General features: G+C 71.6%; 13 protein-coding genes. 12 read left to right on the top strand and 1 reads right to left on the bottom strand.

The window, feature by feature from the left end; translation table 11 throughout:
* The first annotated feature begins 16 nt into the window (after positions 1–16).
* The 6 genes from pyrR (at position 17) to ABEA34_RS18120 (ending at position 8,480) form a co-directional block, all read left to right on the top strand.
* Positions 17–592 (top strand): bifunctional pyr operon transcriptional regulator/uracil phosphoribosyltransferase PyrR, encoded by a 576-nt coding sequence (gene pyrR / locus ABEA34_RS18145; protein ID WP_425576890.1) that lies wholly within the window; start codon positions 17–19, stop codon positions 590–592.
* Positions 589–1,545 carry an aspartate carbamoyltransferase catalytic subunit gene (locus ABEA34_RS18140; RefSeq protein WP_345522891.1) on the top strand — a complete coding sequence of 319 codons (957 nt, stop codon included), beginning with the start codon at positions 589–591 and terminating at the stop codon, positions 1,543–1,545. Before pyrR ends, ABEA34_RS18140 begins: the two co-directional genes overlap by 4 nt.
* Positions 1,542–2,825: a dihydroorotase gene (locus tag ABEA34_RS18135; protein WP_345522890.1), complete on the top strand. Its 1,284-nt coding sequence runs from the start codon at positions 1,542–1,544 to the stop codon at positions 2,823–2,825. Before ABEA34_RS18140 ends, ABEA34_RS18135 begins: the two co-directional genes overlap by 4 nt.
* Positions 2,826–3,030: 205 nt before the next feature.
* Complete coding sequence (carA, locus tag ABEA34_RS18130) at positions 3,031–4,149, top strand: glutamine-hydrolyzing carbamoyl-phosphate synthase small subunit (protein WP_345522889.1); 1,119 nt, start codon at positions 3,031–3,033, stop codon at positions 4,147–4,149.
* 3 nt (positions 4,150–4,152) lie between these two features.
* The gene (gene carB / locus ABEA34_RS18125) at positions 4,153–7,458 is read left to right on the top strand and encodes a carbamoyl-phosphate synthase large subunit (RefSeq protein ID WP_345522888.1); all 3,306 of its coding nucleotides are present in this window, start codon (positions 4,153–4,155) and stop codon (positions 7,456–7,458) included.
* Positions 7,458–8,480 (top strand): quinone-dependent dihydroorotate dehydrogenase, encoded by a 1,023-nt coding sequence (locus tag ABEA34_RS18120; RefSeq protein ID WP_345522887.1) that lies wholly within the window; start codon positions 7,458–7,460, stop codon positions 8,478–8,480. Before carB ends, ABEA34_RS18120 begins: the two co-directional genes overlap by 1 nt.
* Before the next feature lie 14 nt (positions 8,481–8,494).
* Here the strand turns inward: ABEA34_RS18120 and ABEA34_RS18115 are convergent, their stop codons facing one another.
* Positions 8,495–9,610, bottom strand: coding sequence for a M48 family metallopeptidase (locus tag ABEA34_RS18115; protein ID WP_345522886.1), 1,116 nt, complete (start codon positions 9,608–9,610; stop codon positions 8,495–8,497).
* A gap of 59 nt (positions 9,611–9,669) precedes the next feature.
* On the opposite strand from ABEA34_RS18115, the gene pyrF reads away from it, so the two are divergent.
* From pyrF to coaBC, 6 genes are all read left to right on the top strand, one after another.
* Positions 9,670–10,479, top strand: a complete 810-nt coding sequence (gene pyrF / locus ABEA34_RS18110) for an orotidine-5'-phosphate decarboxylase (protein ID WP_345522885.1) — start codon at positions 9,670–9,672, stop codon at positions 10,477–10,479.
* Positions 10,476–10,907 (top strand): hypothetical protein, encoded by a 432-nt coding sequence (locus ABEA34_RS18105; protein ID WP_345522884.1) that lies wholly within the window; start codon positions 10,476–10,478, stop codon positions 10,905–10,907. The genes pyrF and ABEA34_RS18105 overlap by 4 nt, the downstream gene beginning before the upstream one ends.
* A 200-nt stretch (positions 10,908–11,107) precedes the next feature.
* Positions 11,108–11,428, top strand: coding sequence for an integration host factor, actinobacterial type (mihF, locus tag ABEA34_RS18100; RefSeq protein WP_345522883.1), 321 nt, complete (start codon positions 11,108–11,110; stop codon positions 11,426–11,428).
* Positions 11,421–12,002 (top strand): guanylate kinase, encoded by a 582-nt coding sequence (gene gmk / locus ABEA34_RS18095; protein ID WP_345522882.1) that lies wholly within the window; start codon positions 11,421–11,423, stop codon positions 12,000–12,002. The genes mihF and gmk overlap by 8 nt, the downstream gene beginning before the upstream one ends.
* Positions 12,003–12,011: 9 nt before the next feature.
* Positions 12,012–12,341, top strand: a complete 330-nt coding sequence (gene rpoZ, locus ABEA34_RS18090; RefSeq protein ID WP_345522881.1) for a DNA-directed RNA polymerase subunit omega — start codon at positions 12,012–12,014, stop codon at positions 12,339–12,341.
* A gap of 12 nt (positions 12,342–12,353) precedes the next feature.
* Entirely contained in the window at positions 12,354–13,601 is a 1,248-nt protein-coding gene (gene coaBC, locus ABEA34_RS18085) for a bifunctional phosphopantothenoylcysteine decarboxylase/phosphopantothenate--cysteine ligase CoaBC (protein WP_345522880.1), read from the top strand.
* Positions 13,602–13,628: the final 27 nt, after the last annotated feature.

The raw sequence follows: 13,628 nt of genomic DNA, 5'->3' as shown, positions 1-13,628 counted from the left end.
GGAGGTCTCAGCACTGGTGTGTGCTCAGCCTGCCACCCCCGAACCATCCGATGGCCGTGTGGTTCTCGATGCCCGTGACATCACCCGGGCCCTGACTCGGATCTCCCACGAGATCCTCGAGCGCAACCGCGGAGCGGGCGGCCTCGTCCTGCTGGGCATCCCCAGCCGCGGCGTACCGCTCGCCCGTCGCATCGCCGAGCGGATGGCCGCCGTCGAGGGGTACGACGTCCCCGTCGGCTCGCTCGACGTGACGATGTACCGCGACGACCTGCGGATGAAGCCGGCCCGGGCACTGCTCCCGACCGAGATCCCGCCCGGCGGCATCGACGGCAAGGTGGTGGTGCTGGTCGACGACGTGCTCTTCTCCGGCCGCACCATCCGGGCCGCGCTCGACGCCCTCAACGACATCGGGCGCCCGAAGGCGGTGCGCCTCGCGGTGCTGGTCGACCGCGGCCACCGCGAGCTGCCGATCCGTGCCGACTTCGTCGGCAAGAACCTCCCGACCTCGCTGGTCGAGCGGGTCCGGGTCACGCTCGCCGGCATCGACGACGTCGACGCCGTGACGATCCAAGGGGTGGTGGGGGAGTCATGAAGCGGCACCTGCTGAGCGCGGCCGACCTGAGCCGCGACGACGCCGAGCTGGTCCTCACGACCGCCGACGAGATGCGCTCGCTGGCGGATCGCCCGATCAAGAAGCTGCCCGCGCTGCGCGGCCGCACCGTGGTCAACCTCTTCTTCGAGGACTCGACCCGCACGAGGATCTCGTTCGAGGCCGCCGCCAAGCGGCTGAGCGCGGACGTCATCAACTTCTCGGCCAAGGGCTCGAGCCTGTCCAAGGGCGAGAGCCTCAAGGACACCGCGCTGACCCTGGAGGCGATGGGCGCCGACGCGGTCGTCGTGCGCCACGGGTCGAGCGGCGCGCCGCACCTGCTCGCGCACTCGGGCTGGGTGCGGTCCAGCGTCGTCAACGCCGGCGACGGCACCCACGAGCACCCCACCCAGGCGCTGCTCGACGCCTTCACGATGTGGAAGCACCTCGGCGAGTCCAGGCCCGGTGGGCTGGAGGGCCGCAAGATCGCGATCGTCGGCGACGTCCTGCACAGCCGGGTGGCGCGCTCCAACGCGCTGCTGCTGCGCACCCTCGGCGCCGAGGTCACGCTGGTCGCGCCGCCGACCCTGCTGCCGGTCGGCATCGAGGGCTGGCCGGTCGAGACGTCGTACGACCTGGACTCGGTGCTGCCCAAGGCGGACGCCGTGATGATGCTGCGGGTCCAGCGCGAGCGGATGCACGGCGGGTTCTTCCCGACCGCGCGGGAGTACTCGCGCCGCTACGGCCTCGACGGCAAGCGGATGGCGATGCTCCAGGACCACACGATCGTGATGCACCCCGGCCCGATGGTCCGCGGCATGGAGATCACGGCCGACGTGGCCGACTCCGACCGCTCGGTGATCGTCGAGCAGGTCACCAACGGCGTCGCCGTCCGGATGGCCGTCCTGTACCTGCTGCTGGGCGGCAGCGAGCCCGCCGTCGGAGGAGAAGAGTGAGCACGAGCTACCTGATCAAGAACGTCGCGGTCCTGGGCGGTACGCCGAGCGACCTGCTGCTGCAGGACGGCGTGGTCCGCGACGCGGCCGACGCGCCGGCCGACGCCGAGGTGATCGACGCGACCGGGCTGGTCGCGCTGCCGGGCCTGGTCGACCTGCACACCCACCTGCGCGAGCCGGGCCGCGAGGACGCCGAGACGGTCGAGACCGGGACCCAGGCGGCCGCGCTGGGCGGCTTCACCGCCGTCTTCGCGATGGCCAACACCGAGCCGGTCGCCGACACCGCAGGCGTCGTCGAGCAGGTCTGGCGCCTCGGCCGCGAGGCCGGCCACTGCGACGTCTACCCGGTCGGCGCCGTGACGGTGGGGCTGGGCGGCGAGCGCCTCGCCGAGCTCGGCGCGATGGCCGACTCGGCGGCGCGGGTCCGGGTCTTCTCCGACGACGGCAGGTGCGTGAGCGACGCGGTGCTGATGCGCCGGGCGCTGGAGTACGTCAAGGCGTTCGACGGCGTCATCGCCCAGCACGCCCAGGAGCCGCGGCTCACCGAGGGCGCCCAGATGAACGAGGGCGAGCTCTCCGGCCGGCTCGGCCTGGCCGGCTGGCCGGCGGTCGCCGAGGAGGCGATCATCGCCCGCGACTGCCTGCTCGCCGCCCACGTCGGGTCGCGCCTGCACGTCTGCCACGTGTCGACGGCCGGCTCGGTCGACATCGTGCGGGACGCGAAGCGCAAGGGCTGGGCCGTCACCGCCGAGGCCTGCCCGCACCACCTGCTGCTCACCGACGAGCTCGCGGCGACGTACGACCCGATCTACAAGGTCAACCCGCCGCTGCGCTCGGCCACCGACGTCGAGGCGCTGCGCGCGGGCCTCGCGGACGGCACCATCGACATCGTCGCCACCGACCACGCCCCGCACCCGCACGAGGACAAGGACTGCGAGTGGTCGGCGGCCGCCTTCGGCATGCTCGGTCTCGAGACCGCGCTGTCGATCGTCCAGCACACGATGGTCGACGCCGGGCTGCTCGACTGGGCCGGCGTCGCCGAGCGGATGTCCTACGCCCCCGCCCGGATCGGCCGGGTCACCGACCACGGTCGCCCGATCGAGGTGGGGGAGCCCGCCAACGTCGTGCTCTACGACCCGGCGGCCACCCGCACCATCGATCCGTCGGAGTCGGCCAGCCTGAGCCGCAACACGCCCTACCGCGGGATGGAGCTGCCCGGCCGCGTGGTCGCGACGTTCCTGCGCGGCAAGGCCACCGTCCTGGACGGGAAGCTGGCATGAGCGCGGGGACGAGCGGGCGCCGGGGAGCGGTGAGCAGGCAACCTTTTGGAGCGCATGGCGCCAGCAAAGGGTTGCTGACTCACCGCCGCTCGCGGTCGGCGCCGGGGAGCGGTGAGCAGGCAACCGTTTGGAGCGCACGGCGTCGAGAAATGGTTGCTGACTCACCGCTGCCGGGGGCGACCCACACCACCGAGAGGAAGCTGGCATGAGCGGCGCGATCCTGGTCCTCGAGGACGGGCGCACCTTCACCGGTGACGCGTACGGCGCCGAGGGCGAGACCTTCGGCGAGGCGGTCTTCAACACCGGCATGACCGGCTACCAGGAGACGCTCACGGACCCGTCGTACCACCGCCAGGTCGTCGTGATGACGGCCCCGCACATCGGCAACACCGGGGTCAACGACGAGGACCCGGAGTCGTCGCGGATCTGGGTGGCCGGGTACGTCGTGCGCGACCCCGCCCGCCGCTCCTCCAACTGGCGCTCGCAGCGCAGCCTCGACGACGAGCTGCGCGCGCAGGGCGTCGTCGGCATCTCCGGCATCGACACCCGCGCGCTGACCCGGCACCTGCGCGAGCGCGGCGCGATGCGGGTCGGGATCTCCTCGACCGAGACCGACCCCGCCGCCCTGCTCGAGCGGGTGCGCGCGTCGTCGGAGATGGCCGGTGCCGAGCTCTCGAGCGAGGTGTCGACGGGGGAGACGTACGTCGTCCCCGCGCACGGCGACAAGCGGTTCACCGTGGTCGCGCTCGACCTCGGCATCAAGACGATGACGCCCCACCGGATGGCCGAGCGCGGCATCGAGGTGCACGTCGTGCCGGCGACCGCGAGCCTCGACGAGGTGCTCGCGATCGAGCCCGACGGCCTGTTCTTCTCCAACGGCCCGGGTGACCCGGCGGCCACGACGGACCAGATCGCGCTGCTGCAGGGCGCGCTGGAGCGGGACCTGCCCTACTTCGGGATCTGCTTCGGCAACCAGCTCTTCGGCCGCGCGCTGGGCTTCGGCACCTACAAGCTGAAGTACGGCCACCGCGGCATCAACCAGCCGGTCCTGGACCGCACCACCAACAAGGTCGAGGTCACCGCGCACAACCACGGCTTCGCCGTCGACGCGCCCCTCGACGCACCCACCACCACGCCGTACGGCGTCGCGACGGTCAGCCACGTCTGCCTCAACGACGACGTGGTGGAGGGGCTCGAGCTGCGGGACGAGGCGGGGAGCCTGAAGAGCTTCTCGGTCCAGTACCACCCCGAGGCGGCCGCCGGCCCGCACGACGCGGCGTACCTCTTCGACCGGTTCATCCAGCTGATGGCGAAGGAAGCCTGAACGATGCCCAAGCGCGAGGACATCAGGTCGGTCATGGTGATCGGCTCAGGGCCGATCATCATCGGCCAGGCCTGCGAGTTCGACTACTCCGGCACCCAGGCCTGCCGCGTCCTGAAGGACGAGGGCATCCGGGTGATCCTGGTCAACTCCAACCCGGCCACGATCATGACCGACCCGGAGTTCGCGGACGCGACGTACGTCGAGCCGATCACGCCCGACTTCGTCGAGAAGGTGATCGCCAAGGAGCGCCCCGACGCCCTGCTCGCGACCCTCGGCGGTCAGACCGCGCTCAACACGGCGATGGCGCTCGACAAGGCCGGCGTCCTGGAGAAGTACGGCGTGGAGCTGATCGGCGCCTCGATCGAGGCGATCGACCGCGGCGAGAACCGGCAGATCTTCAAGAAGATCGTCGAGGACCTCGGCGGCGAGTGCTCCAAGTCGGTCATCTGCCACACGATCGAGGACTGCCTCGGCGCGGCCGACGAGCTCGGCTACCCGATGGTGGTGCGCCCGTCCTTCACCATGGGCGGCACCGGCTCCGGGATGGCGTACGACGAGGCCGACCTGCGCCGCATCGCCGGCGCCGGCCTGGCCGCCAGCCCGACCACCGAGGTGCTCCTCGAGGAGTCGATCATCGGCTGGAAGGAGTACGAGCTCGAGGTCATGCGCGACACGGCCGACAACGTGGTGATCATCTGCTCGATCGAGAACCTCGACCCGATGGGCGTCCACACCGGCGACTCGATCACGGTGGCCCCGGCGCTGACCCTGACCGACCGCGAGTACCAGGCGATGCGCGACCTCGCGATCGGCATCATCCGCTCGGTCGGCGTCGACACCGGCGGCTGCAACATCCAGTACGCCGTCAACCCGGCCGACGGCCGCCTCATCGTGATCGAGATGAACCCCCGGGTCTCCCGGTCCAGCGCGCTGGCCTCCAAGGCCACCGGCTTCCCGATCGCCAAGATCGCGGCCAAGGTCGCGATCGGCTACACGCTCGACGAGATCCCCAACGACATCACCATGCGCGCCGACGGGAGCAGCACGCCCGCCGCCTTCGAGCCGACCCTCGACTACGTCGTGGTGAAGGTGCCCCGGTTCGCGTTCGAGAAGTTCCCCGGCGCCGACCCCACGCTGACCACGCACATGAAGTCGGTCGGCGAGGCGATGGCGATCGGCCGCAACTTCACCGAGGCCCTGCAGAAGGCGCTGCGCTCGCTGGAGTCCAAGGACGCCGTCTTCGACTGGCACCAGGAGTGGGTCGAGCTCGACAAGGACGCCCTCCTCGCCGAGATCGAGGTCCCGCACGACGGCCGCCTCAAGAAGGTCATGGACGCGCTGCGCGCGGGCGCCACCGCCGACGAGATCTTCGACCACACCAAGATCGACCCGTGGTTCGTCGACCAGCTCCTGCTGATCAACGAGATCGCCGAGGAGGTCACGGCGGCTCCCGAGCTCACCCCCGCGCTGCTGCGCAAGGCCAAGCGCCACGGCTTCTCCGACGTGCAGATCGGCAAGATCCGCGGCATGACCGCCGACGTCGTCCGCGGCGTCCGGCACGCGCTTGGCATCCGCCCGGTCTATAAGACCGTGGACACCTGCGCCGCCGAGTTCGCCGCGGCCACGCCGTACCACTACTCGTCGTACGACGAGGAGACCGAGGTCGCCCCGCGCGAGAAGCAGGCGGTGATCATCCTCGGCTCCGGGCCCAACCGCATCGGGCAGGGCATCGAGTTCGACTACTCGTGCGTGCACGCGGCGCTCACCCTGAGCGAGGCCGGCTACGAGACGATCATGGTCAACTGCAACCCGGAGACCGTCTCGACCGACTACGACACGTCCGACCGGCTCTACTTCGAGCCGCTCACGCTCGAGGACGTCCTCGAGATCGTGCACGCGGAGGAGCAGGCCGGGCCGGTCGCCGGCGTGATCTGCCAGCTCGGCGGCCAGACCCCGCTCGGGCTCGCGCAGGGCCTCAAGGACAACGGTGTGACCATCCTCGGCACCTCACCCGAGGCGATCCACCTGGCCGAGGAGCGCGGCGCCTTCGGGCGGGTGCTCGCCGACGCCGGGCTGCCGGCGCCGAAGTACGGCATGGCGACCAGCTTCCCCGACGCGCACCGGATCGCGGCCGAGATCGGCTACCCGGTGATGGTGCGGCCGTCGTACGTCCTCGGCGGCCGCGGCATGGAGATCGTGTACGACGACGCCGGGCTCGAGAGCTACATCGCGCGGTCGACCGAGATCGGCCCGGCGCACCCGGTGCTCGTGGACCGGTTCATCGACGACGCGGTCGAGATCGACGTGGACGCGCTCTTCGACGGCGAGGAGCTCTTCCTCGGCGGCGTGATGGAGCACATCGAGGAGGCCGGCATCCACTCCGGCGACTCCTCCTGCGCGCTGCCGCCGATCACCCTCGGCAAGGCCGAGATCGACCGGATCCGGACGGCGACCGAGGCGATCGCCCGCGGCGTCGGGGTGCTCGGGCTGCTCAACATCCAGTTCGCGCTCGGCTCCGACGTGCTCTACGTGCTCGAGGCCAACCCGCGCGCCAGCCGGACGGTGCCGTTCGTGTCGAAGGCGACCGCGACGCCGCTCGCCAAGGCCGCGGCCCGGGTGATGCTCGGCGAGTCGATCGCGGCGCTGCGGGAGGCCGGCGTGCTGCCCGCCACCGGTGACGGCGGCACGCTGCCGGCCGACCAGCCGATCGCGGTCAAGGAGGCGGTGATGCCGTTCAACCGGTTCCGCAGCCCCGACGGCAAGCAGGTCGACACGGTGCTCGGGCCGGAGATGAAGTCGACCGGTGAGGTGATGGGCCTCGACGCCGACTTCGGCACGGCGTTCGCCAAGGCCCAGGCCGGCGCGTTCGGGCCGCTGCCGACCGGCGGCAAGGTGTTCGTCAGCATGGCCAACCGCGACAAGCGGCACATGATCTTCCCGATCAAGGTGCTCGCCGACCACGGCTTCGAGATCCTCGCGACGCAGGGCACCGCCGAGGTGCTGCGCCGCAACGGGGTGCGCGCGACCGTGGTGCGCAAGCACTACGAGGGCGAGGGGCCCAACGGCGAGAAGACCACCGTGCAGCTCATCCTCGACGGTGACATCCAGCTGGTGATCAACACGCCCAATGGGTCCACCAGCGGGTCCTCCGCCCGCCTCGACGGCTACGAGATCCGGACCGCGGCGATCATGGCCAACATCCCGTGCATCACGACGGTGCAGGGGCTCGGCGCCGCGGTGCAGGGCATCGAGGCGCTGGAGCGCGGCGAGATCGGCGTGCGCTCGCTGCAGGACTGGGCCCGCCGTTGATGTACCGCGCGCTCTTCGACCACGTCCTCGCCCGCTCCGACCCGGAGAAGGCCCACCACACGGCCTTCCGGGCGATCCGGGCGGGGCGACCGGTCACCCGGCTCCGGCGTACGCCGGGCACGCCCGTGTCGGCCCTGGGGCTGACCTTCCCCAACGTGCTCGGCCTGGCCGCGGGCTTCGACAAGAACGCCGTCGGCATCGACGCGCTCGCGGCCCTCGGCTTCGGGCACGTCGAGATCGGCACGGTCACGGGGGAGGGGCAGCCGGGCAACCCCACGCCGCGCCTCTTCCGGCTGCCCGACGACCGGGCCGTCGTCAACCGGATGGGCTTCAACAACGACGGGGCCGAGGTCGTGGCCGAGCGGCTCAGGGCCCGTGGCCGCCGGCCCGGTGTCGTGCTCGGCGTCAACATCGGCAAGACCAAGGTCGTGCCCGACGACGACCAGGCCGCGGTCGAGGCGGACTACGAGAAGAGCGCCCGCCTGCTCACGCCGTACGCCGACTACCTCGTGGTCAACGTGAGCTCGCCCAACACCCCCGGCCTGCGCAACCTGCAGGCCGTCGAGAAGCTCCAGCCGCTGCTCGAGCACGTACGACGTACCGCGGACGCCGCGTCGCCCGACCGCCGGGTGCCGCTGCTGGTGAAGATCGCCCCCGACCTGGCCGACGACGACGTCCTCGGCGTCGCGGAAATGGCCCTGGCGATCGGCCTCGACGGCATCATCGCCACCAACACGACCATCTCCCGCGCCGGCCTGCGCACCCCCGACGCGAAGGTCGAGGAGATCGGCGCCGGCGGCCTGTCCGGGCGCCCACTCACCGACCGCTCGCTCGACGTCCTCAGGCTGCTGCGCGGGCGCGTCGGCCCGGACCTCGCCCTGGTCGGCGTCGGCGGCATCACCACCGGGGAGGACGCCCGCGCCCGCCTCGATGCCGGCGCCACCCTGCTGCAGGGCTACACGGCCTTCATCTACGAGGGCCCGCTGTGGCCGCGTCGCATCGTCCGGGGCGTGGCTGGGTGAGCGCGGCGGCCGGCCTACCAGACGTATCGGTACCCGTCGGCCATCCGCTTGAAGCCCCTGTCGAGCAGGGGCTGCAGCTCTGCGTCGATCGCCGCCATGCGTCGGTCGTCCATCTCGATCGCAGGCTGCACCGGCAGCAGGCTCTCCACCAGCCGCAGCCGATCCACTGTCGGCGGGTGCGTCCGATCGACGCGACTGGTCTCCTTGTCGACGCGGGCCGCACGCCTGGTGTCCGAGCTCAAGGCCGCGATCCGCTTCCGGATCTCGACGCCCAGGTGCGGGCGGGCAGGGTCGACAGCGGCGCGGTTGGCAGCCACGTCGACGAGGTCGCCGAGCAGGTCGATCTCGAGCGACTCCACGGCCGCCGCAGTCCCGGCGACCTGAGCGCTCGCGATGTCGGCGCGGAGCTCGCTGTGACGCGACGCGGCGGCGTTGACCTTGCTCATGAGCGCGAGGTAGCCGAGGAGCGGAAGTCGGAACGGCGCCGTGACGATGGTGGCGAACACAGGACTGCGGCCCTCGGTGCTGACCAGGCCGTCAGGCGTCAGGAAGTAGACCCACGCCCACAGCACCTGGACCGCGTGGCCGACGTAGCGACCGTGGACCACGTCGCGATGGGAGAAGTGTCCGAGCTCATGCCCGAGGAGGGCTATGCGGGCGGCCGGTGTGTACGCGGCCCACATCGGTGCGCCGATGACGAGGCTCCGCGATCGCACACCGGTGCGTGCGGCGTACGCGTTGTTGTCGTGGTTGATGCCGATGAAGGTCGGTGCTGGGGTGCCGAGCACGGCGGCGACCTCGTCGACCAGCGCGCTGAACTCTGGCGCAGCGGCAGGGTCCACGCGCTCGATGTCGTCCTGAGGGCGACGGCGTACGAGGAGCACGACGGGGGCGAGCGGGATGAATCCGATCGCCCGCTGGACCCAGTTGTCTCCCAGCACGATCAGCACGGCGCCGCCGGCGACCAGGGCCGCCACGACCAGGTAGACGAGTGTCGCCATCATGATCGACGTGACGCGGGCGGCCGGTCGGGCCCGTCCTCCCGCCGCGACCAGCCGGTCGACGAGCCGGCGGTCGAGCTCGGCGGCGATTCGCGCATCGACGCGCGCTCGCAGGGACGTGGGTTCCACGCCCGGCATCGTAGGTTGACCAGCGTCCGTCGCGGCGCCGAAGAAAGGAACTGTGAGCAATGACCTTCGGAGCCCGCCTGTACGCGGCGATCGCCGACCGCGGCTCGTTCTGCGTGGGCATCGACCCGCACTCGGCGCTGCTGCTCGACTGGGGGCTGACCGACGACGTCGCCGGCCTCGAGACGTTCGCGCTGACGGTCGTGGAGGCGGTGGCGCCGTACGTCTCGGTCGTCAAACCGCAGTCGGCGTTCTACGAGCGCTTCGGCAGCCGCGGGATCGCGGTCCTCGAGCGGGTCATCGCCGAGTCGAGGGCCGCCGGCGCGCTGGTGCTCCTCGACGTGAAGCGCGGCGACATCGGCTCGACGAGCCAGGCGTACGCCGACGCCTACCTCGACCCCGCCTCGCCGCTGGCCTCCGACGCGATCACGGTGAGCCCGTTCCTCGGCTTCGGCTCCCTCGACCCGATCATCGACACCGCCCGGCGCCACGACGCCGGTGTCTTCGTGCTCGCGCTGACCTCCAACAAGGAGGGCCCGGAGGTGCAGCACGCCCGCGTCGACGAGGGCACCGTCGCGGGCCGGATGCTCGACCACCTGCGCCACCTCAACGCCGGCGCGGAGCCGCTCGGCTCGTTCGGCGCCGTCGTCGGCGCGACCATCGGCGCCACCGAGGAGGACCTCGCGTTCAACGGGCCGGTGCTGGCGCCGGGGTACGGCGCCCAGGGCGGCACGACCGCCGACCTCCGGCGGATCTTCGGCGGCAACCCGGCGGTGCTGGCCAGCTCGTCGCGCGAGGTGCTCCGGCTCGGCCCGGACGTCGAGGCGATGCGCGACGCCGTACGCCGGACCAACGACGAGCTGCGCTCGTGAGGCGGGTCGTCCTGCTCGCCCTCGTCGTACCCCTGCTGGTCGCGTGCGGCGACTCCAAGGACGACTACTGCGACGCCGTGTCCGAGCACCAGAAGCACCTCAGCGAGGTGCTGGGGAGCGGGAAGCCGGACGCGATGCTCCAGGCGCTCGACACCTTCCAGGACCTCGCGGACCAGGCGCCGTCCGACATCACCGACGAGTGGCAGCAGGTCAACAGCAGCATCGAGAAGCTGCAGCAGGCGCTGGACGACGCCGGGGTCGACCCCTCGACGTACGACCGCGACAAGCCGCCGGCCGGCCTGACCGCCGACCAGAAGAAGGCGATCGACGCCGCCGCGGCCCGGCTAGGTGGAGCCGAGACGCTCGAGGCGCTCAAGGACCTCGACCAGCAGGCACGCGACGTCTGTCACACCCCGCTGACCCTGTAGCCGCAGTTGCCGGACCGCCCTGCCTGCCCGCCGAAACCCGCTCGACACGCCGGTCTCCCTCGGTGTGTCGTGCGGGTTTCACCGGGCACCCGGTGAAACCCGCGATCCCATGGACGCCGATTGCTGCACCTCCGCGGTTCTGACTAGATTGACCACCTGCGTCTCCGCTCCTCGTCTCCGACCCCGAAGGACCCGTGCTCGTGGCTCTGCCCCCGCTCACCCCTGAACAGCGTCAGGCGGCCCTCGACAAGGCCGCCGCCTCCCGGAGAGAGCGGGCCGAGGTCAAGAACCGACTGAAGAACTCCGGTGCCTCGATCGCGGACGTCCTCCAGCAGGGCCAGCACAACGAGGTGATCGGCAAGATGCGGGTCGTCGACCTGCTGCAGGCGATGCCGGGCCTGGGCAAGGTCCGGGCGCGCCAGCTGATGGAGCGCCTCGGGATCGCCGAGAGCCGTCGGGTCCGGGGCCTGGGCACCAAGCAGGTCGCCGCGCTCGAGAAGGAGTTCGCGGCGCGTGACTGACGCCCGTCGCCGGTCCCGTCTCGTCGTTCTCGCGGGACCGACGGCCGTCGGGAAGGGCACCGTGGCCGCCGACGTACGCCGGCACCACCCCGAGGTCTGGATCTCGGTCTCCGCGACCACGCGCCCGCCCCGCCCGGGCGAGCAGGACGGTGTCCACTACTGGTTCGTCGACGACGAGCAGTTCGACGCGATGGTGGAGCGGGGCGACCTGCTCGAGTGGGCCGTGGTCCACAAGGCCGCTCGCTACGGCACCCCGCGCCAGCCGGTCGAGGCCGTGCTCGCCGAGGGCCGCCCGGCGATGCTCGAGATCGACCTGCAGGGCGCCCGCCAGGTCCGCGAGACGATGCCGGACGCGCTGTTCGTCTTCCTGGGCCCGCCGTCGTGGGACGAGCTGGTCCGCCGACTGGTCGGTCGAGGCACCGAGACCGAGGAGGAACGGGAGCGCCGACTGGTCACAGCGCGGGAGGAACTGGCCGCCGAGGCAGAGTTCGACGTGAGCATCGTCAACCACGAAGTTCACGCTGCAGCCGAGGAGTTGGTAGCCTTCATGCTGCAATCCCCAACAGATCTGTGAGGCTACCGAGTGTCTGCCCCGAACATCGCCGCCGAGGGCGTCACGAACCCCTCGATCGACGACCTGCTGTCCAAGACCGACAGCAAGTACAAGCTCGTCCTCTTCAGCGCCAAGCGCGCCCGGCAGATCAACGCCTACTACTCGCAGCTCGGTGAGGGCCTGCTCGAGTACGTCGGCCCGCTCGTGGACACCCACGTGCAGGAGAAGCCGCTCTCGATCGCGCTCCGCGAGATCAACGACGACCTGCTGGTCTGCGAGGACATCGACCCCGCCGAGCTCGCTGCCGAGGAGGCCGCCGCCCAGGCTGCCGCCGAAGCCGGGTTCGCTGCGGGCAAGTGACCTGACCGGTCGATGACCGAGATCGACGACGTGGCCGTTTCCTCCGGGAGGCGGCCTCGCGTCGTTCTCGGGGTGTCCGGTGGCATCGCGGCCTACAAGGCGTGTGAGCTGCTCCGCCGGTTCACCGAGTCCGGCCACGACGTCACCGTCGTCCCCACCGCCGCGGCCCTGGAGTTCGTCGGCGCCCCGACCTGGGCGGCGCTGTCCGGCAAGCCGGTCGCCACCGACGTGTGGTCGTCAGTGCACGAGGTGCCGCACGTGCGGATCGGCCAGCAGGCCGACCTGGTCGTGGTGGCGCCGGCGACCGCCGACCTGCTCGCCAAGGCGACCCACGGGCTGGCCGACGACCTGCTGACCAGCACGTTGCTGACGGCCCGCTGCCCGGTGGTGTTCGCGCCGGCGATGCACACCGAGATGTGGGAGCACGCCGCGACCCGCGCCAATGTCGCGACCCTGCGCTCGCGCGGGGTGCTCGTGATCGAGCCGGCCGAGGGCCGCCTGACCGGCAAGGACACCGGCAAGGGGCGGCTGCCCGAGCCCGACGAGATCTTCCAGACCTGCCGCGAGGTGCTGGCCCGAGGGACGACGAGCCCCGACCTGGCCGGACGCCACGTGGTCGTCTCGGCGGGCGGCACCCGCGAGTACCTCGACCCGGTGCGGTTCCTCGGCAACCGCTCCTCGGGCCTCCAGGGCTACGCCCTGGCCCGGGCCGCCGCGGCACGGGGGGCTGAGGTCACGCTCGTCGCTGCCAACGTGGCCCTGCCCGACCCGGCGGGCGTCAAGGTCGTGCGGGTCGAGACCACCGCCCAGCTGCGGGACGAGGTCGTCTCCGCGGCTGCCTCGGCCGACGCCGTCGTGATGGCCGCCGCTCCCGCGGACTTCCGCCCGACCGGGGTCAGCGAGGCGAAGATCAAGAAGGCCGCCGACGGCTCCGCGCCGACGATCGAGCTGACCCAGAACCCCGACATCCTCCACCAGATCGGCACCGACCGGGTCCGCCCGGGGCAGGTGATCGTGGGGTTCGCCGCCGAGACCGGCGACGCGACCGGATCGGTGCTCGAGCTCGCCCGCACCAAGCTGGCCCGCAAGGGCTGCGACCTGCTGGTCGTCAACGACGTCAGCGGGGGAGCCGTCTTCGGCAGCCCCGACAACGAGGCCGTGATCCTGGCCGCCGACGGCGCGGTCGTCGACGTCCCCCGGGGCTCCAAGGCCGCGCTCGCCCATGTCATCTGGGACGAGGTCCTCGGCCGGCTCGGCTGAGCCTGAGACCGCCGTACCGCCCTGCGG

The organism is Nocardioides conyzicola, assembly GCF_039543825.1.
GTDB classification, from domain to species: domain Bacteria; phylum Actinomycetota; class Actinomycetes; order Propionibacteriales; family Nocardioidaceae; genus Nocardioides; species Nocardioides conyzicola.
The sequence above is the reverse complement of the archived record's forward strand: the minus strand, read 5'-3'. Positions and strand labels throughout refer to the sequence as shown.

Coding starts and splice junctions, on each gene's coding strand:
- ABEA34_RS18140 (WP_345522891.1), top strand. CDS start 589: ATGAAGCGGCACCTGCTGAGCGCGGCCGACCTGAGCCGCGACGACGCC.
- carA (WP_345522889.1), top strand. CDS start 3,031: ATGAGCGGCGCGATCCTGGTCCTCGAGGACGGGCGCACCTTCACCGGT.
- carB (WP_345522888.1), top strand. CDS start 4,153: ATGCCCAAGCGCGAGGACATCAGGTCGGTCATGGTGATCGGCTCAGGG.
- ABEA34_RS18120 (WP_345522887.1), top strand. CDS start 7,458: ATGTACCGCGCGCTCTTCGACCACGTCCTCGCCCGCTCCGACCCGGAG.
- pyrF (WP_345522885.1), top strand. CDS start 9,670: ATGACCTTCGGAGCCCGCCTGTACGCGGCGATCGCCGACCGCGGCTCG.
- coaBC (WP_345522880.1), top strand. CDS start 12,354: ATGACCGAGATCGACGACGTGGCCGTTTCCTCCGGGAGGCGGCCTCGC.